At 44.7% G+C, this 17,730-nt stretch carries 20 protein-coding genes; 12 read left to right on the top strand and 8 right to left on the bottom strand.

Annotated elements, in window-relative coordinates; all coding sequences use genetic code 11:
* Positions 1–55 precede the first annotated feature (55 nt).
* Both R7044_RS02785 and R7044_RS02780 read left to right on the top strand, forming a co-directional pair.
* Positions 56–946 carry a LysR family transcriptional regulator gene (locus R7044_RS02785; protein ID WP_225455358.1) on the top strand — a complete coding sequence of 297 codons (891 nt, stop codon included), beginning with the start codon at positions 56–58 and terminating at the stop codon, positions 944–946.
* Positions 947–1,005: 59 nt separating this feature from the next.
* The gene (locus R7044_RS02780; protein ID WP_053304622.1) at positions 1,006–1,377 is read left to right on the top strand and encodes a VOC family protein; all 372 of its coding nucleotides are present in this window, start codon (positions 1,006–1,008) and stop codon (positions 1,375–1,377) included.
* Positions 1,378–1,476: 99 nt separating this feature from the next.
* Here the strand turns inward: R7044_RS02780 and R7044_RS02775 are convergent, their stop codons facing one another.
* Positions 1,477–1,698, bottom strand: a complete 222-nt coding sequence (locus R7044_RS02775) for a hypothetical protein (protein ID WP_017635120.1) — start codon at positions 1,696–1,698, stop codon at positions 1,477–1,479.
* Positions 1,699–1,820: 122 nt separating this feature from the next.
* On the opposite strand from R7044_RS02775, the gene R7044_RS02770 reads away from it, so the two are divergent.
* Positions 1,821–2,348, top strand: a complete 528-nt coding sequence (locus R7044_RS02770) for a TetR/AcrR family transcriptional regulator (RefSeq protein WP_138939752.1) — start codon at positions 1,821–1,823, stop codon at positions 2,346–2,348.
* A 44-nt stretch (positions 2,349–2,392) separates the two neighbouring features.
* On the opposite strand, the gene R7044_RS02765 is transcribed toward R7044_RS02770, so the two are convergent.
* Positions 2,393–3,343 carry a helix-turn-helix domain-containing protein gene (locus R7044_RS02765; RefSeq protein ID WP_225455335.1) on the bottom strand — a complete coding sequence of 317 codons (951 nt, stop codon included), beginning with the start codon at positions 3,341–3,343 and terminating at the stop codon, positions 2,393–2,395.
* A 184-nt stretch (positions 3,344–3,527) separates the two neighbouring features.
* On the opposite strand from R7044_RS02765, the gene R7044_RS02760 reads away from it, so the two are divergent.
* From R7044_RS02760 to R7044_RS02745, 4 genes are all read left to right on the top strand, one after another.
* A complete protein-coding gene (locus R7044_RS02760) occupies positions 3,528–4,940 on the top strand; it encodes an ethanolamine ammonia-lyase subunit EutB (RefSeq protein ID WP_005388715.1) in 1,413 nt (470 codons plus the stop codon).
* Positions 4,933–5,817, top strand: a complete 885-nt coding sequence (eutC, locus tag R7044_RS02755) for an ethanolamine ammonia-lyase subunit EutC (protein WP_167415744.1) — start codon at positions 4,933–4,935, stop codon at positions 5,815–5,817. The genes R7044_RS02760 and eutC overlap by 8 nt, the downstream gene beginning before the upstream one ends.
* A gap of 11 nt (positions 5,818–5,828) precedes the next feature.
* Entirely contained in the window at positions 5,829–7,232 is a 1,404-nt protein-coding gene (gene eat / locus R7044_RS02750; protein ID WP_005373969.1) for an ethanolamine permease, read from the top strand.
* 187 nt (positions 7,233–7,419) lie between these two features.
* Complete coding sequence (locus tag R7044_RS02745) at positions 7,420–8,475, top strand: NAD(P)H-dependent flavin oxidoreductase (protein WP_033906298.1); 1,056 nt, start codon at positions 7,420–7,422, stop codon at positions 8,473–8,475.
* A gap of 38 nt (positions 8,476–8,513) precedes the next feature.
* On the opposite strand, the gene R7044_RS02740 is transcribed toward R7044_RS02745, so the two are convergent.
* On the bottom strand, positions 8,514–8,993 hold the full coding sequence (locus R7044_RS02740) for a peptide-methionine (S)-S-oxide reductase (protein ID WP_225455334.1): 480 nt from the start codon (positions 8,991–8,993) through the stop codon (positions 8,514–8,516).
* A gap of 217 nt (positions 8,994–9,210) precedes the next feature.
* On the opposite strand from R7044_RS02740, the gene R7044_RS02735 reads away from it, so the two are divergent.
* On the top strand, positions 9,211–9,951 hold the full coding sequence (locus tag R7044_RS02735) for a DNA-binding transcriptional regulator YciT (RefSeq protein WP_054576166.1): 741 nt from the start codon (positions 9,211–9,213) through the stop codon (positions 9,949–9,951).
* On the opposite strand, the gene R7044_RS02730 is transcribed toward R7044_RS02735, so the two are convergent.
* The 4 genes from R7044_RS02730 to R7044_RS02715 all read right to left on the bottom strand — a co-directional run bounded on the left by R7044_RS02730 (position 9,952) and on the right by R7044_RS02715 (position 12,797).
* Positions 9,952–10,845, bottom strand: coding sequence for a DMT family transporter (locus R7044_RS02730; protein ID WP_225455333.1), 894 nt, complete (start codon positions 10,843–10,845; stop codon positions 9,952–9,954).
* A 154-nt stretch (positions 10,846–10,999) separates the two neighbouring features.
* Positions 11,000–11,356, bottom strand: coding sequence for a VOC family protein (locus R7044_RS02725; protein WP_025768007.1), 357 nt, complete (start codon positions 11,354–11,356; stop codon positions 11,000–11,002).
* A gap of 29 nt (positions 11,357–11,385) precedes the next feature.
* A complete protein-coding gene (locus R7044_RS02720) occupies positions 11,386–12,039 on the bottom strand; it encodes an isochorismatase family protein (RefSeq protein WP_054579245.1) in 654 nt (217 codons plus the stop codon).
* Between the two features lie 32 nt (positions 12,040–12,071).
* Complete coding sequence (locus R7044_RS02715; RefSeq protein WP_005373953.1) at positions 12,072–12,797, bottom strand: NUDIX domain-containing protein; 726 nt, start codon at positions 12,795–12,797, stop codon at positions 12,072–12,074.
* A gap of 298 nt (positions 12,798–13,095) precedes the next feature.
* Between R7044_RS02715 and pncB the strand changes: the two genes are divergently transcribed.
* The 4 genes from pncB (at position 13,096) to R7044_RS02695 (ending at position 16,769) form a co-directional block, all read left to right on the top strand.
* The gene (gene pncB / locus R7044_RS02710; RefSeq protein WP_021035923.1) at positions 13,096–14,406 is read left to right on the top strand and encodes a nicotinate phosphoribosyltransferase; all 1,311 of its coding nucleotides are present in this window, start codon (positions 13,096–13,098) and stop codon (positions 14,404–14,406) included.
* 320 nt (positions 14,407–14,726) lie between these two features.
* On the top strand, positions 14,727–15,086 hold the full coding sequence (locus R7044_RS02705; protein WP_017819785.1) for a hypothetical protein: 360 nt from the start codon (positions 14,727–14,729) through the stop codon (positions 15,084–15,086).
* Between the two features lie 214 nt (positions 15,087–15,300).
* Positions 15,301–15,819 carry a glycine zipper 2TM domain-containing protein gene (locus tag R7044_RS02700; protein WP_053307172.1) on the top strand — a complete coding sequence of 173 codons (519 nt, stop codon included), beginning with the start codon at positions 15,301–15,303 and terminating at the stop codon, positions 15,817–15,819.
* A 170-nt stretch (positions 15,820–15,989) separates the two neighbouring features.
* A complete protein-coding gene (locus R7044_RS02695; RefSeq protein ID WP_033906303.1) occupies positions 15,990–16,769 on the top strand; it encodes a methyltransferase domain-containing protein in 780 nt (259 codons plus the stop codon).
* A 63-nt stretch (positions 16,770–16,832) separates the two neighbouring features.
* Here the strand turns inward: R7044_RS02695 and R7044_RS02690 are convergent, their stop codons facing one another.
* Positions 16,833–17,714 carry a DMT family transporter gene (locus R7044_RS02690; protein WP_005373940.1) on the bottom strand — a complete coding sequence of 294 codons (882 nt, stop codon included), beginning with the start codon at positions 17,712–17,714 and terminating at the stop codon, positions 16,833–16,835.
* Positions 17,715–17,730 lie beyond the last annotated feature (16 nt).

The following is a 17,730-nucleotide window of genomic DNA, read 5'->3' as shown; positions in this document are numbered from 1 at the left end:
TTTATTACTGACTATAATCGAAAAATATTCCCATATTGGTGAGAAAAACTCACAGATGCGTCACCTGAAATCTTTTTATGTCTTCCACGTTGCGGCGAGTTCTTCAAGCTACACTGAAGCGGCTGACAAACTGAACATTACTCACGGAGCCGTGAGTAAGCAGATCAAGCAACTTGAGCAATATCTGTCTCAACCTTTGTTCTTCAAAGAGGGCAGGAAAGTCGTGTTGACGGCGGAAGGCGAATTACTCAAGACATACACAGAAACGGCATTCCAAACGCTAGAAACAGGCGTGAATACGCTTATTCAAGAGAAGCATCAGCATCTTGAAGTGTCTTGTGAACCGACATTAACCATGCGCTGGTTGATGCCAAGGTTGGCCGCGTTTAATGATGAACACCGTGCTGATGTTCGTTTGTCGACGGCTGGTGGCCCGGTAACATTAGGATCAACTGGGCTTTCGATGGCGATTCGTCGAGACGATTTTGCGCAGCATCACGATTACGACAAAACCATTCTTGTGGAAGAGTGGATGGGGCCGGTATTTTCTCCTGAGTATTGGCAATCCATTAAAGACAATTTGAAAGCAGCTCGATTGTTGAATAGTCAAACCAGACCGAATGCTTGGGCGGATTGGCAGCAATCAACACGTTGTGAAACTTTCAACGGCAACACTCAGCAATCATTCGCGCATTTTTATTTTTGCATACAAGCAGCGGTGGATGGCTTAGGCGTCACAATGGGATCGTATCCTTTTGTCATGGACGATATTAAGCGTGGTAATTTGGTCGCACCATTTGGGTTTTCTCCATCAAGTTGCAATTACGTTTTATTGAGTCAAGATAAAAAGCGTACAGAACTCGAACATAAATTTATCACGTGGTTACAAACGCAAATGGCAGAGTGTGTGCCACTGTCATCACAACAGATTACGCAAGGCGAATAGAAGGCATAGAGCGAGATTACGTCAGTCAGTTTTATGGAAAAAGGCTTAGGAAATTGGAAATGGAAAACCTCAATATTGTTGAAATCAAATCATTTGTTCCGGCGAAAGATTACGCGCTATCAAAACGCTTTTATGAGGCGATTGGCTTTGAAATGGCGTCGGACTTCGGTGATGTAGCATACTTCTCTCAAGGTAGCTGCGCGTTTCTTTTACAGAATTTTTATGAGCCAGAACACGGCAATAACTTCATGATGCACTTGCTCGTAGAAGACGCAGAAAGCTGGCATCAGCACTTATCCAAAGTGGGTCATGAAGAATTTGGTTCGCGTTTGACAGAGCTAGTCGAGCAACCTTGGGGCATACGCGAATGTTGTTTGTTTGACCCTAGTGGCGTTTTATGGCGAATTGGCCAGAACATGAATACTGACTAACGCCAGTCTTATTTTCACCACATCTACGCGCAGATATTGAGATCTCGATATCTGCGCGTTTTCTTTTTTTACTTAGCCTTGCCAACGTTTGTAGCGCACTCACGCCTTTTTCGAGGTGGTGTGCGATGGGCTAACGCCAAAAAACTCCTCAAGCAGCATGGCTTTGAGTTCCGCTCTGACTTCTGCGCCACCGATTAACGCCAAAAGTGCGAGTCCTCCTGGAATAAGGATGACCATTAATATCGGTCTTAAAATATACGAAAAGCAGAAGATGGTCGGGAAGAAAATCAATCCTTGGCCTAGTTTGTTTAATACGTACATGAGCGATTCCTTTTGTTTTTATATAAAATGAGCATGCTCAATTTTATAAATGAGCGCGCTCAATTTGTCAATCTCAACCACGCAAGGTATGATCCTTTCAGGCTCATTAAGCAGACACATCAATGACGAAGCGACAACAAACCAGAGATAAAATTCTAAAAGCCGCATGGGCATCTTTTGCTCAAAATGGCTATGACATGACGACCACAAGGCAGATAGCGAGAGAAGCAGGAGTAGCCGATGGCACAGTGTTTAGCCATTTCCCGACTAAACTGTCGATTTTGCGCGAAGGGATGCTGGCGCAACTGCAACAGATCAGCCAAGAAACGCTAGTCAGTGTGGAAGGTAAAACCGATATCGACATTGGTTTGGCGCTGACGGAGAAATACTATCGCTACTATTTTGCGAACGTTGAGCTGAGCCGAGCTTTGTTGAAAGAGGTGATTTGGGATTTGGATTATTATCAGTCGTTTAACCAAGCTTTGTTTCAATCTGTAAACGGAAGCTCCGTCCTTGAGGGAAAAATACCGCTGATTTTTGACTGCTATTTTATGACGTTAATCTCGCACTTGAGCCGTGCAGAACCGGATATTGAAGCGGCACTTGAAGAGCTTCATGCTAAGTTTCAGCAAATCATTGCGACTGCATAACACGGCCCCAACGCAGGATCTGAAAGAACATACTGCCTGTCATTTTATTTGCTGGACTCCCATTTTCTCGTTTCAGTTGGCGTCTCACCAAATAGCCGCTTGTAGCTTTGACTGAACTGCCCGAGATGGAAAAAACCAAAGTCAAAAGCAATTTCTGCAATTGTTCGATTATCTTCAGGGCTTTGTAGCACTCTACGTACTTGATTCAGGCGCATTCGATGTATGAACTCCTTTGGGGAAGTATTACAGCAATGTTCAAAGGTGTACTGTAGTGTGCGACGACTGACGTGTACTGCATCACACAGTTCACTGACGGTTATTGGTGTACGGTAGTCTAGATCCTGTAGCTGTTGTTTTATACGCTGCATCACGTGTTGACGATGAGAGATTGATATCGGATGGCTCGTGTGCAGTGAACTGAGTGAGAACAACTCCAGCACAATGTCTTTTAAGATTGCTTGATGTGTGGTTTCAGACCATCTTGGCTCGGCGGAACCAAGTAACGTGCCTAAGTAGTATTTAAGTTGTTGAATGTGTTTTTCCGTCAAACCCGTTAAGTGAAATGTGTTGTTTTGGATACTCCCAAGCTCAAGTTGATTTTCTATGATGTGAACGAAGTTTTTGTCGAGCACTATTCCATAGATAGAAAACTGCTCCGGTGTCATTAACTCAAAATCAGCGCCACCTTGCCTAAGCAAAAGCTGGTTTGAATTAAACTGACTGTGATTTAGGTGTAGCGGCTTATTTTCCGCACTCAAACCCAACCAAATACCTCCCTCTTCAACCCTGCATTGCTGTCTTAGCGAGCGGTTACTGTCTTCACGAAACACATGGAAATTGGGAAATCGTCGTTCTCGAATTTGACCTAAAAATCGACCATCGCTGAGTTGGTCATATTCCTGTTGCCAGTTTATCAGACTCGCAGCTTGTTGGTTTGCATCCTTAGTGTGATGGATGCACAGCATTGGTGCAGTTTGGGGCATTTGGTTACTCATCCTTGTGATGCTCATTCCTTTTTTGTGAGTCATGTTGGAGCAGTATTTACATAACTCATTGTTTATTATTGGTTTATAAATGTTGCCAGTTTTTGATAACGCTACGGAACACATTTGGCAATACTTTCTTAAAGCTTATTGATAGTTCAGCAAAAAGCGAACCAAATAGTGAAGAGGAAGAGCAATGACGGCAACTTATCGTCGGCAACAAGGAAGTAAAGTCTATACCTTTAAGTCATTAGCTGACTTGATGGCGAAAGCGACACCGGAGCGCTCAGGCGATGCGTTAGCCGGGGTTTGTGCTCAGTCAGCGGCAGAACGTGTAGTCGCACAAATGGCGCTGTCTGAGTTACCACTTAAAACGTTTCTTAACGAGGCGGTTATTCCATACGAAAGCGACGATATCACTCGCCTAATTATCGATACGCACGACCTTGAAGCCTTTAAGCCGATTGAGCACTTGACGGTCGGAGATTTTCGAAATTGGCTGCTGAGTGAAGAAGCCGATGGTGAAACGTTGGCTAAAATTCGTCAAGGTTTAACACCAGAAATGGTGGCCGCAGTCAGTAAGATTATGCGCAACCAGGATTTGATTCTCGTTGCTAAAAAATGCCAAGTTGTCACGGCTTTTCGGAATACGATTGGTTTGCCGAGTCGCCTGTCTACTCGCTTACAGCCGAATCATCCCACTGATTCTCTCAACGGTATCGCAGCGACCATTTTTGATGGTCTGATGTACGGAAATGGCGATGCGGTTATCGGTATCAATCCGGCAACAGATAATGTACCTCAAGCTATTAAGTTAATGAACTTAATGGATGAGGTGATTCAACACTATCAAATACCGACTCAGTCTTGTGTGTTAACTCATGTCACGAACACGATCGAAGCCATTGAAATGGGTGCACCAGTCGATCTCGTTTTTCAGTCGATAGGCGGCACGCAAGGGACGAATGATACCTTCGGAATCGACTTGTCGATTTTGAAAGAGGCCCATGAAGCCGCGTTGTCTTTGAATCGAGGCAGTGTAGGAAACAATGTGATGTATTTTGAGACCGGACAAGGTACAGCGCTGTCTGCGAATGCGTTTCATGGGGTCGATCAGCAGACTTGTGAAGCCCGCGCTTATGCTGTCGCGAAACAGTTCGATCCTTTGTTGGTTAATACTGTCGTTGGGTTTATTGGCCCTGAGTATCTGTTTGATGGCAAACAGATCATTCGTGCTGGGCTTGAAGATCATTTCTGTGGGAAGTTGCTTGGTTTACCTATGGGTTGCGATATCTGTTACACCAATCATGCCTATGCCGATCAGAATGACATGGATAACTTGCTAACACTATTAGGTGTGGCCGAGTGCTCGTTCATCATGGGTATTCCAGGGTCTGATGACATCATGCTCAACTATCAAACTACCTCATTTCACGATGCCCTTTACGCAAGAAAAGTACTCGGTTTGAAGCCAGCACCAGAGTTTGAACAATGGTTAATGGAGATGCAGATTTTCGAGAGCGTGCAAGACGTTCGGTTAAGTGAGCAAATCTCTCGCTCGTTTTCGGGAGCAATTAACCAACTGAATAAGGGGTATTCTCATGGGTAAAGTAATCACCATTGCTCAGTCCCCACAAGATGAGTCTGAAGTTGTCACACATAACCCTTGGGGCAAGTTACGCGACTTCACCTCTGCTCGGATCGCTCTGGGTCGCAGCGGGAACAGTGTACCAACCAACGAGTTACTCTCATTTCAGCTGGATCACGCCCAAGCTATGGATGCAGTGCATTGCAGTTTGAATATTGAGTCTCTCGTTGCTGGTTTGTCGGACTCTTACTCGATTCTTGAAAATACCTTAGAACCTCCAGTGGTAGTGAGCAGTCAAGTGAGTGACCGGCTTATGTACCTGCAAAGGCCCGATTTAGGAAGGCTGCTTGATGAATCTTCTTGGCAAACGCTCAACTTGATAGCAAATGAGCATAACACTGACATTGATCTTGCGATTGTTATTGCTGATGGACTTTCTTCCGTCGCAATTCAAAACCATGCCGTGCCTGTTGTTACTCGATTGATTTCTCTTTTAAGCGCTGATGATGGACATCAATGGAAATTCGCACCTATCACAATCGTAAAGCAAGGAAGAGTAGCGGTAGGGGATGATGTTGGTGAATGTTTTAACGCCAAGGCCGTGCTGGTTTTAATTGGAGAGAGACCCGGTCTAACTTCTCCGGATAGCATGGGTATGTATCTCACTTGGGGGGCTAAACGAGGCTCTAAAGATTCCCAAAGAAACTGCATTTCCAATGTGCGCCCTCAGGGGCTCAACTATGACGATGCCTGTGAACGCGCATTTTACTTGCTCAAGGAAGCTCGAAAATTACAACTGTCAGGAGTGAATCTGAAAGATCGCTCAGATATCAATGAGCCAAGTGGCGCAAGCGTTGAAGATAAACACAGCGACAACTTTTTAATTTCATCAAAGTAGAAGGATTTACTATGTCTAAACATCAGGAGTACTTGGCCAAAAGGCAGCTAAAAAGAGGCACCGCAGGTTGGATTTTACTTGCTGGCTTAGGTGTCTCGTATGTTATATCTGGTGACTTTGCCGGTTGGAACTTTGGCATCGCTCAAGCAGGATGGGGAGGCTTTCTTATTGCTGCTATCGCGATGGCAGTAATGTATTTCACGCTAGTATTGTCTTTAGCTGAAATGTCTGCGGCGATTCCTGCTGCGGGTGGTGGTTACAGCTTCGCAAGACAGGCGATGGGGCCGACAGGTGGCTTTTTCACTGGCTTATCAGTTTTGATTGAATATGCGCTCGCGCCTGCTGCGATAGTGATTTTTATTGGCTCAGCAGTGAATGAATTGGTTGGTATCGATGGCCCTGTTGTTTACGCACTTTTCTACGCCGTCTTTATCGCTATTCATATGGCAGGGGTTGGCGAAGCTCTCAAAGTAATGATGGTCATCAGTGGTTTGGCTGTGCTAGCTATTCTCATTACTGCTGCTGTGCTTATTGGTCACTTTGACGTTAATAACTTATTCGATATTGCTCCGGCGACGGCTCAGGCAACAGAAATCTTGCCGTTTGGGTGGTATGGCGTATGGGCTGCGTTGCCATTTGCAATGTGGTTGTTTCTTGCGGTTGAAGGTGTGCCTTTAGCGGCAGAGGAGGCAAAAAATCCGGCAAAAGATGTTCCCAAAGGCATCATTGGTGCGATGCTGTTTTTATTGCTAACCGCAACTCTCGTAGTCGTCCTTTTGGCTGGTGCGGTTGGCTCAAAGGTCATAGGCGATAGCGCGGTGCCATTAGTTGACGCCCTAAAGCTTACGGGCAATTCAACGGTAGCAATGGCCGTGAACTTACTTGGATTGGCTGGCCTTATCGCTTCTTTCTTTTCAATCATTTATGGTTACAGTCGCTTGGTGTTTGCGCTTTCCCGCGCGGGTTATTTACCGCAAACTTTGTCATTAACCAGTGACAAAAAAGTGCCTTCTCGTGCGCTTTTGGTTCCGGGCGTTTTTGGGTTCTTGGTTTCACTTACGGGTGAGGGGGACTTAATCTTGGCGATGGCTGTTGTCGGTGCGACTGTATCGTACGCATTAATGTCCTTGAGCCATATTTTATTGCGAATTAAACAGCCGGAATTAACTCGTCCATATAAAACGCCTGGTGGGATAATTACGTCGAGTATTTCTCTGGTGCTTTCTTTGATCGCAATGACAGGTGTTTATGCTTTTGATCCCTCAGCCTTTTTCATGACAATGGGATTGTTTCTTATCGGTGGTGTTTATTATGGGTTATACAGCCGCAACAAACTGGTGGCAGCAACCGCCGAGGAAGAGTTTGCCATGCTGTCTGTAGCAGAGCTAGAGCTTGAATCAGATGTCGTACGATAGTCACTTTGATTCTTGTTATTCAGCATATTAAGGGAGCCATAGGCTCCCTTTGTCATTTCTATCAAAAGTGCATAGCGCACAAATGCATCACTTTAACTTTATAAGTGTTTAATCATGTGAAAGTCTAGTCTGGATAACGATGGCGCAGATCCATCACAGGTAAAGGTTAAGTTTTCAAGGAAAGATCATGATAAACAAGGTATTTAATACACTTTTGGGAACAGAGTTACCGATTATTCAAGCGCCAATGGCCGGTGTGCAAGACAGCCAAATGACCATCGCCGTCAGTAATGTTGGCGGGCTTGGCTCGTTACCTTGTGGAATGCTGAACAAAGACGCCATCGTAAAAGAACTTCAACTTATCAAGCAGGCAACTAACCGACCGTTTAACCTCAATTTCTTTTGCCATGAAATGCCGGAGTATGACGCCAACAAGCACGAAAAGTGGCAAAAAACGCTGCAACCGTATTTTTCCGAGGTTGATGCAACCGTTCAGGCTCAGCCAAACGCTCCGACAAGGATGCCTTTCAATCATGATATTGCTGACGCGATTGAACCATTTGCACCGCCAGTGATCAGTTTCCACTTTGGTTTGCCAGACGATGATCTGTTAGCTCGAATTAGAGGGTGGGGAGGGAAGATCCTTTCGTCAGCGACCACGGTGGACGAAGCACTTTGGCTAGAAGCAAAAGGCGTTGACGGTATTATCGCCCAAGGCTTGGAGGCTGGTGGACACCGAGGTATGTTCTTATCGGATGATTTAACTACTCAATTAAGTTTGATGGCGTTATTACCACAAATCGCCAAACGGGTGAATTTGCCCGTTATTGCTGCAGGCGGAATCGCTGATAGAAGTGGGGTGGAAGCCGCGTTGAGATTAGGAGCGAGTGCCGTTCAAGTTGGCAGCGTCTATTTGTTGTGTGATGAGGCGAAAACATCGTCTTTACATCGATATGCCATTGCCAGTGAACGCGCGCAACATACCGCAGTGACCAATGTTTTCTCGGGCCGACCAGCGAGAGGCATTGTGAATCGCGCGATGTCGGAGCTAGGCTACATCAGTGAGTTTGCGCCGAAATTCCCATACGCCTCCATTGAAATGGCTCAACTAAGAGCGCTTATGGAAAAGCAAAACCGAGATGAATTCACACCGTTGTGGTGCGGACAAAACTCGTCGGGTTGTAAGGAAATATCGGCGGCAGAAATGACATTGTCATTAGTGGAAGGCATCGATTTAAACTGATATGCATCTTGCCTTTTAAAGCGATGCTGACCGAATGGTTACGAGTTATCCCTGTATTTATGTAGTAAATCTAATGGGATGTGGCAGTAATCATTCGGAAAGTTTGTGAGTCTGTCTTGGTGCTCATCATCACTTGGCACATAATTTGTGAGTGGCAGTACTTCTACGGCGATCTTGTCGGTGTCCGGTCGTGCTGCGATAAACGCTTTCGCGATGGTGAGATGCTGTTCGTTTTGGCTATAAACACCAGTACGGTACTTCTCACCTACGTCTTCACCTTGCTTGTTAACGCTGTAAGGGTCGATTATCTCAAACAAATACCCCATTAAAGTTTCAACCGAAACTTGCTCAGCATCGAACTGGGTTTTCACGCACTCTGCGTAGCCATCGTATTCGGATTGAGTGTTATCCGTTGTGCCATTTGCTCGCCCGGCTTCTGTGTTGATTACGCCCGGAAGGTGGCGCATAAATTCTTGCACGCCCCAAAGGCAGCCGCCTGCGAAGTAAATTTCTTCCATTACTTTTATCCTAGTCTCTATCGTTGTTGGGATGTAGGGAGTTAACCCCTCTTCTTCCATCCCATTTTCGTTGCCCTATTATCTGTTGATGGGAGCGATATTCGCAAGGTACAGCTTGGCTAATCAGACCACGCGTTTTTTCCTTTTTACTTTCAAGTTCTTTTCTTATGAAACATCAGGTGAGTATACTGTAAGCTCATCAATAAGGAGCGAACCTGTGAACCCAAGACAAAATGAAATCCTGCAATTAGTGAACGACCGTAAACGCGTTCAAGTCACAGAGCTTTCTGACATCATTGGCGTGTCGGGTGTGACCATCAGACAGGATTTGAACTTTCTGGAGCAACAGGGCTACCTAAAGCGCGTTCACGGCGCAGCTACCGCGTTGCAAAGTGATGACATTGATGCCCGCCTAGAAGTACGTTTCGATATTAAACAATCGCTCGCAAACCAAGCTGCGGATTTGGTCGCACCGAATGAGACAGTGCTGATTGAAGGAGGCAGTGCCAATGCGTTGTTGGCTCGGACATTGGCTGAGCGCGGCGATGTGACCATCATTACGCCATCGGCGTATATCGCCCATCTCATCCGTAACACTTCTGCCAACATTATCTTGCTTGGTGGCGTGTATCAGCACCAAGGCGAGAGCTTGGTCGGACCGCTGACTAAGTTGTGTATTGAGAACATTCATTTCAGCACGGCCTTCTTGGGTATTGACGGCTTCCATCAAGACACTGGCTTTACTAGCCGCGACATGATGCGTGCTGAGATCGCAGAAACCATCATTGCGAAAAAAAGGCGCAATATTGTTCTAACGGATTCTAGTAAATTTGGGCAAATTTATCCCTCATCAATTGGTAATACTGACGAAATATCAGTGCTGCTGACTGACAAAGCCGCTCCGAAAAGCGACCTTGAACAAATCAAAAAGCGAGGTGTGGAAGTTATATTAGGCTGATTAAGCCACGCTTCGTTTTCGCTTCGCGAGCATTGCTGTTGGGGAGAAACCGGTGACTAGCATAGTGCCGCTAAGCACTAGAATTGTTCCTATGATGGTGTTAGAACCGACGGGCTCATCTAGCACCAAGTAGCCCCATAAGATACCAAAAACAGGAACAAGAAAAGTGACAGTCAGTGCTGACGCTGGGCCGATATCAGAAACTAAGCGGAAATAGAGCAAATAAGCGAACCCTGTGCATACAACGCCGAGCGTGACAACAGAGCTCCATTCGAAATGACTTGGTTCTGCACGCATTGGTAAGAATGGTAGCAGCGGCAGTACCCAAATAACCGCCGCCCACATGCTGCCGTGAGCATTGTCAAAAGCAGGTACTTGTGGCGCATTTTTAGTGTAGTTGGTAGCAATGCCATAGCTGAAAGAAGCCATCAAACTGGCGGCAATAGGGAGCATGGCTTCTTCACCTATGGTTGAAGTATCTAAGCCGACCAAGACTGCAACGCCTCCAATGCCTATTAGCATACCGAGAACAGATTTCGCTGTGAGTGGGCTGCGGTACCAAACAAAGCCAACTAGTGCTCCCCATATTGGGGCGGTTGAGTTCAATATTGCTAAAGTTGATGCATTCAGTGTCTGGGCTGCGTACGCAAAGAGTAAAAATGGAACTGCGCTATTGAATAAGCCAATAATAAAGAAGTGTTTAGTATGCGTAGTTAACGTGAGTTTCTTCTTCAAATATACGGCGATCAATAACAAAGCGACGGCGGCAAATGTAACTCGAAATTCGATTAAGTAAGCCGGCCCGAATGTGTTGGCGGCGACTCGCATAAACAGAAACGAGCCACCCCAAATAGCAGCGAGGCAGAGTAAGCGAAAAAAACTGACGGCAGTCATTTGACATCCTTGGTCGAGGTCTAGCGCCTCATCGATTAATTGTTGCGCTAACAGTGAATTAAACCAAGGATGAGGTCAACCAGAAATGTAATGCCAGTTCCGGATCTGGCTAGCTTGGGCTCACGTTGATGGTGTGTTGTTGATTTGTGATGACTTAATGGCTCTCTGACCATACTGCGAATTCATTTCCACTCGGTTCAGTGAAGTGGAATCGACAGCCGCCGGGGAATTCGAAAATAGGGCGGATAACTTTTCCACCATGCAGCTCTACTTTTGTCTGAGTGGCCTGAATGTCTGAGCTATAAAATACTAAAAGTGCGCCACCATTTGCGGTTTGGTTTATAAACTCAGATTTGAAGAATCCGCCATCCAACCCTTGTCCTGAAAATGCAGAATATTCTGGACCATAATCGGTAAAGCTCCAGTCAAAAGCACGCTCAAAAAATTGTTTGGTCGCACTGACATTAGTGGAACCAAATTCAACGTAATTCAATTTTTCATGTTGATGCATGGTGAAATCCTTCTCGGTTACTATCGTTTCTAGGCGAACTTTTCTACGATGATGTCGTCCGCTTTTTCGACAAATAATGCGCCATTATCTCTGAGCTCTGTCAGCACATTCTCTACATTATCAGGCAGCACCGCACGAGTTGAAGCAAGATTAACTACCACATTGTAGCCAAGTTCCAGCGCTTGCATGACGGATTTTTTCACGCAAAAGTCCAAGGCAAGGCCACCGATAACTAAGGTATCAATCCCGTTGAACTTTAGAAATTCATGCGCACCTGTCGTTTTGGTGTCGGCAATATCATGGAAAAAAATACCGTAAGGGTGCGCATCAGGATCCATGCCTTTATTAACTTGAAAATCGTAGTCCAACACGGGTGGTAAACCATCTAGCAGCTCAGAACCTGTTGTGCCAAGCACACAGTGACGGTTCCACTTTATATCCACATTCGGTAAACCAACGGGCTCAAGCATATTGGATGGCGATTCTGCATCCCACTTTGCTTTTGGTGGGTGTAAGTCACGACTGACCAGTTTTAATCGGCCTTTGGCATGATTACTCAGAAGCTCCGGTACGATTTCCAACGCACCTGCAACGGGCAGTTCATTTGGACATAACTCACTAAAGCCTTTCTCTGGATCAACGTCGATCACTGCTGTAGTTTGATAGTTTACTCGAACAGTCATGGCAGACTCCTTGTCTGTCTGATTGTCTGCGTTTATCCACGCAAACAGTTTTGAAAAAAGGTTACTTCGTCGCTAGTCAGCGTATATACCATTGCGGGTTTTCCACCTTTGCCTTTGTTGGTTGAAGCGACTTTATTAGTGGGTTTTAGTACGCCTGAATCTATCAAGCGGCGCTTAATCGTCATTCGGCTGATATCAATACCAAACTCTTGATAAGCAGAAATGATGTCCGCAACCAAAAACTCTTTGTCTAATGCAAACAAAAGAACCGATGTGTATTCAATGGATGCACGAAGCTTTTGCCACGCTTTTTCAATGGTTTTTTGATGATCAAATGCGAGAGTCTCTTCTCCATTGAGAATAGCCTGTAGCGAAAACCATTTAAGTTGGCATTCCGGTACACCTGCATTATTTATTTGCTCTACATTGTTACGATCGACTAAGGCGTAGTGCGTAATGTTTAAGCTCCAGTCTTCTGGGTCGCGCTTTGGATCACCGTCGATAAACGCTTCGCTAAAATGGCGAGGGTAGGTATGGATTTTCTCACGGCAAATTCGGCGACGCGCCGCTTCAAAGTTTTCATCGGCCGGGCGTCCGCCTTCACTGGTTAAGTCTTTATCAAAGACAAATCCGCCCGGTAGTGCCCAGACTCCATGGTATGGCCGATTTGGATTTGAACGTTTAATCAACAACACTTCCAATCCCTTATCGGCACAGCCAGATAGCCTGAATGGAATAATGTCGACAGATACGATCATGGTTGGGTCCTAATATTGATTTGTAAGTAATCTAGCGCATAACAAGTGGTCAATCAATGGGTAAGTAACGAGTTGTTAGAAACGTTTTCGGTAGTGTTCTTAATACGGTTTGAGCATAAATTTACGGATGACTCTGACTTATTCACAATGCTTGTTCGAATTCTAGACAAAAAAACCTTATAAAAATGAGTGGTTAGTAACAAAAGTTGACAAACTATAGATGGGTGTTTATTGTTTACGCAAATTAGTTAGTAACAAAAAGTTATATACCCAGGAAGGGCATGTAGAAGGGCACCTAATGACCACCAAACTATTTTCTTCCCGCATCATTCAAAGCGCTTTGGATTTCGATGTCTACAAAGTCAATATGATGAGTGCTGTAACAGCGCTTTACCCTGATGCGATGGTGTCATATAAGTTTATCGTGCGCAGTGAGGAAGACCTTTCTGAGCTTTTGCCTGAGGTAAAAGCCGAAGTCCTTAAACTGCAAGATATTCAATTTACGCAAGAAGAAATTGAATATATTAAGCGTGTCGCGCCTTACCTGAATCCTGACTTTGTTGATGCACTGCGCCATTTCCGTTTCAACCCACAAAGCGATGTCTCTTTCCATAACAAAGCCATGGCTGATGGCTCAAGCCAGTTAAGAATTACTATTAACGGTTTGTGGCGAGATACCATCTTGTACGAAACGATCATCATGAGCATCGTGTCTGAAGTTCGTAGCCGTCAGCGTTGGTCAGATATCCCTGTTGTGCAATTTACCACTGTTTTAGAAGAGAAAGTTCGGCACCTAAAGTCGGAACTAAAACGTCGTAACATCACTAACTTTAAATTTTCTGACATGTCGACGCGTCGACGTTTTTCCTTCCAAGCTCAGCGCACTATGCTGGAATATTTGTGCCAGGAAGTGCCGGAATGTTTGACAGGAACAAGCAACTATCACTTAGCAAAAGAGCTAAACTTGACGCCTATCGGCACCGTTGCTCATGAATGGTTTATGGGACACCAAGCTCTGGTGAATGTGCGAGATTCGCAAAAAGTGGCGTTGCAACGTTGGCAAAAAATGTTTAATGGTGCACTAGGCATTGCGTTAACCGATACGATTGGTATCGATGCTTTCCTTAAAGACTTTGATGAAGAACTAAGTAACGCGTACTTCGGTGTACGTCACGATAGTGGTTGCCCTTATAGCTGGGGTGAAAAAATGATTGCACACTACCAGTCACTGAATATAGACCCATTAACAAAAACACTGGTGTTTACCGACGGACTTAACTTCGAACAAGCGTTAGATATTTGCGAGTATTTCCAAGGACGTATTCAGGTGAGTTTTGGTATCGGTACTTTTCTTGCCAATGATATGGGTGATTATGTCAATAAAGATGGTGAAGCCTACCAGCCACTTTCTATCGTGATAAAAATGGTCACGTGCAATGGTTCACCGGTCGCCAAAATCAGTGACGAACCTGAGAAAGCCATGTGTGAAGATATCTTCTTTTTGATGAATCTCAAGCGCCGCTTTGAACAACCTCTTGATTTAAATGAGTGTCGTAAAATGATCGATCGTTTAGAAACTGAAGGTCAAAATTATCTCATTGACGCGTAGGCGTTATCCTCTCTCCTTGATAAGCACCCTCTATCGTTACGACAAATTTATATAGGTAAACGTGGAGGGTGATTTCGTTATAGTAATATACAGAAGTAACCAGATACAGCGCAGGAAAGCACTCAAAAGTTGATGTGTTATCTGCCTTTGATTAGTGTAAATCGATACGTTACAGCATCGTGGACGGTGTATCTCATCCGACACTAAACTCAGTCTAATCACGTAGTTTATTCCCACGTACCATGAGCTCACTCGGGTATAGACGTCTATCTGCTTTTATGACTTTGGGCTTCACGTAGTTGCTTGAATCAGGAGTCAAAATGAACCTAGTAGTACATTTGCAAAAGAAAGCGATCCGAAAATATGGCTATGAGATGGCCACTCGCCAAGCATGGAGGTGTGGTATCAAGGCAAATCTTGTAAAGCGCGTGATTGGCCTTTTTAAAGGACAAATTGTTTGTGTGGTTGAAGGTTGCCGAGCAGAGTTTTCTTCTCCTCTTAATAACCCCCTTCACGAAGATGACAAGCAGGGGCGATATGTGTTTGTTGGCGGTGTATGCTGGGAACCAAATAACATTATAGCGCCTGGTTTCCCTGATTTTATGTTTATGCACGTGCGTAATCTAAGCCACCGTCATAAGTATTTAACGGATGACGAACTATTTTTGAGCTTGGCTTAAAAATAAATCTCATAGACTAGTCCAGCCCAATCATAATCAGTAGTGATACAGTTTTAGCTCTGTTGACACGTTGCTGAGTGTTTCTTGACGTATCTTTTATAAAACAGTGTTTCTTTACTTGTTAATGACAGAGGGTTTGTTTTCGTCTGATGTGATTTCCCTTTTGCGATTTACCATAACGCTCATTAAAGCAAACCATACTGGGATGTAAATCATGAATATGAAATCTATCGCAATTGCAATGGCAGTTGTTGCTGTACTAGCAGGCTGTAAAGACAAAACGCCACCAGCTCCAACTCAAGCAAACATTACTTTGGTTGAAGCGGTGACTGAAACGGTGAAAAAGCCGCACCAAGTATGTAAAGACGTGGTAGTAACCGAGCAAGTTGCCCCTGCGGATGACAATAAAATTATTGGTACGGTTGGTGGCGCAGCAGCTGGAGCCGCGCTGGGCAACCAAATCGGTGGTGGCTCAGGTAAAGTGATTGCAACTGCAGCTGGTACGATTGCTGGTGCACTGACAGGTCGTAAGATCCAGGAGAATGTGCAAAAAGGTGATGTAGTAACAACGACGAAAAAACAGTGTCATACAGAATATACGACATCTGATAAAGTAGTGGGTTACGACGTCACTTACGAAGTTTCAGGTGCACCAACGACGGTTCGTTTGGCGAGCAAACCAGCGACAAAAACGTTCCCAATTCAAGATGGTAACGTTGTTCTACCACAATAGTTAGCGACTTAACCGAAGCGATTAACAAGCCCTTTTATCTTTGAGATGAAAGGGCTTTTTCACATACGCGGCGTTTTCATCTGTTTTCCTATTGGAATGTGCGGCCAGAAATACCCGTTAATTTCCGCGTCCGATACAATCACTTTTCTAAAAGTACGAACGGAAAAAACATGGAAGATTTTTACCTGACCGAGCACGGTCTGGCTGGTTATTTCGAAGCTCAATGGTTCGACAAGTTCATTGAGGAGCAACAGATTGAGATGATAACCAGTCGCTCAAAACAAGTCCCACTTTCTTTTTTGTCATCACCTCACTGCTCCCAAGTTGCTGATTTTATTGCGCAGGCGGTAATCGAAAGCAGCGTTCAGCCGTATTCCCTACTTGAGGTTGGGGCGGCGCTGGGAAGAAATTATTATGAGTTAGTGCAACGCTTACCTAACCTTAAAGAAGCGACGCTTGTGGAGCCTTCAAATAGGTTAATGGATGGCTTGAAGCAACTATTAATAGAAGAACAACGCGTCGAGCTTACTTACCTTCACGATGTGAACACCTTAAACACTTTAGAGGTAGAGAATAGAGATATCGTACAGAAATGTGCTCATGTTGATTTGACGCTAATTAACCAGCCTTTTGAGCTCGATACTCTCCAATCTCGCTTTGATTTAGTCGTATGTTTAAATGTGATTGATCAATGTGAGTCGCCACTTAGCGTGATCAATGCTCTAAAAAAAACCACCAAGGTGGGTGGGCTGATCGTTGTCTCTTGCACTTATCAGTGGAACGCGAAACACATCAAAAATAAAGAAGAGGCGGTTGATGATATCAAAGAATACTTTGCTGAAGGCTGGCGTCTAGTGTCGGAAGCCGAGCATGAATATCGCATCCGGTTTAATGATCGCTTTGCAAGGCAGTTTTTATCTCACGTAGTCGCTTACGTAAAAACCGATTAGAGCCACATAAAAAAACCGAGCACTTACGGCTCGGTTTTTTAGTCTTTGGGTTAGAGCACAACTTTAAGTAACGTGCGCTTCTTGTTGCTCTTGCAACTTTTTCTTACGACGTTCTCGTTTAGAAAGCCAAACCAGAGGCACAACAATCATAATGGTTCCTATTGCCATAAATATATCTGGCACTTCTCCAAACCAAATCAATCCCACAAACACGGCACCAATTAAGCCACTGTATTCAGCGCTGGCAATTTTGTTGCTATCGATCGAGCGGTAAGCGATGACACATGTTGCTGCATAAATCATGATGAACAGACTTGAGCCAGCAGCAACAGGGAAAGCACTCCAGTCCCAAGGTTCTGCTTCGATCAGAACAAGCAAGAAGGCTACTGGAATACCTGCCAAGTTTGTCATCAATAATGTTTGCATCACAGACTGATTTTTTGGCAGTTTTCGAATGAGCAAGTTATTGATTGCTAAAGTAATTGCAACAACTAAAGCTGAAATCGCTGCCCAATCGATTTGGTCTGGACGAATGATGACCAATACACCGGCAAAGCCCATTATCGCTGCGGCGACCGATTGTTTAGATAGCTGTTCGCCAAAAAAGATTGCTGCAAGCGGCAACATGATCAATGGCGCGGCGTAAAAGATCGCGTTCGCAGTTGCGAGCGGTAAAGATGAGATCGCCAAAACCATGAATATTGCACCAAGTAACCATACGTGAGCGCGAACAGCATGCCACTTAAACCCTTCAAGAAAAGGCGCATTTTTTGTTAGCAAGTAGACTGGCAGCAGGAAAAGCACCGCTGAAATTTGTCGGAAAAAGACAAATTGAAAAATAGGCACTTCATTTCCGACACTTTTAATTAAAGAGTCCGAAAGCACCGCAATGAGATTTCCAACAATTAATAGCAGCATCGCTGCTCCGACCGATGTAACTTTCACTTTTTCCTCTCCTCTT

It is taken from the genome of Vibrio sp. 1402 (genome assembly GCF_033340275.1).
The sequence above is the reverse complement of the archived record's forward strand: the minus strand, read 5'-3'. Positions and strand labels throughout refer to the sequence as shown.

Excerpts from the sequence above, each read along its gene's own strand:
- R7044_RS02785 (WP_225455358.1), top strand. The coding sequence starts at position 56 with ATGCGTCACCTGAAATCTTTTTATGTCTTCCACGTTGCGGCGAGTTCT.
- R7044_RS02780 (WP_053304622.1), top strand. The coding sequence starts at position 1,006 with ATGGAAAACCTCAATATTGTTGAAATCAAATCATTTGTTCCGGCGAAA.
- R7044_RS02775 (WP_017635120.1), bottom strand. The coding sequence starts at position 1,698 with ATGTACGTATTAAACAAACTAGGCCAAGGATTGATTTTCTTCCCGACC.
- R7044_RS02770 (WP_138939752.1), top strand. The coding sequence starts at position 1,821 with ATGACGAAGCGACAACAAACCAGAGATAAAATTCTAAAAGCCGCATGG.
- R7044_RS02765 (WP_225455335.1), bottom strand. The coding sequence starts at position 3,343 with ATGAGTAACCAAATGCCCCAAACTGCACCAATGCTGTGCATCCATCAC.
- R7044_RS02760 (WP_005388715.1), top strand. The coding sequence starts at position 3,528 with ATGACGGCAACTTATCGTCGGCAACAAGGAAGTAAAGTCTATACCTTT.
- eutC (WP_167415744.1), top strand. The coding sequence starts at position 4,933 with ATGGGTAAAGTAATCACCATTGCTCAGTCCCCACAAGATGAGTCTGAA.
- eat (WP_005373969.1), top strand. The coding sequence starts at position 5,829 with ATGTCTAAACATCAGGAGTACTTGGCCAAAAGGCAGCTAAAAAGAGGC.
- R7044_RS02745 (WP_033906298.1), top strand. The coding sequence starts at position 7,420 with ATGATAAACAAGGTATTTAATACACTTTTGGGAACAGAGTTACCGATT.
- R7044_RS02740 (WP_225455334.1), bottom strand. The coding sequence starts at position 8,993 with ATGGAAGAAATTTACTTCGCAGGCGGCTGCCTTTGGGGCGTGCAAGAA.
- R7044_RS02730 (WP_225455333.1), bottom strand. The coding sequence starts at position 10,845 with ATGACTGCCGTCAGTTTTTTTCGCTTACTCTGCCTCGCTGCTATTTGG.
- R7044_RS02725 (WP_025768007.1), bottom strand. The coding sequence starts at position 11,356 with ATGCATCAACATGAAAAATTGAATTACGTTGAATTTGGTTCCACTAAT.
- R7044_RS02720 (WP_054579245.1), bottom strand. The coding sequence starts at position 12,039 with ATGACTGTTCGAGTAAACTATCAAACTACAGCAGTGATCGACGTTGAT.
- R7044_RS02715 (WP_005373953.1), bottom strand. The coding sequence starts at position 12,797 with ATGATCGTATCTGTCGACATTATTCCATTCAGGCTATCTGGCTGTGCC.
- pncB (WP_021035923.1), top strand. The coding sequence starts at position 13,096 with ATGACCACCAAACTATTTTCTTCCCGCATCATTCAAAGCGCTTTGGAT.
- R7044_RS02705 (WP_017819785.1), top strand. The coding sequence starts at position 14,727 with ATGAACCTAGTAGTACATTTGCAAAAGAAAGCGATCCGAAAATATGGC.
- R7044_RS02700 (WP_053307172.1), top strand. The coding sequence starts at position 15,301 with ATGAATATGAAATCTATCGCAATTGCAATGGCAGTTGTTGCTGTACTA.
- R7044_RS02695 (WP_033906303.1), top strand. The coding sequence starts at position 15,990 with ATGGAAGATTTTTACCTGACCGAGCACGGTCTGGCTGGTTATTTCGAA.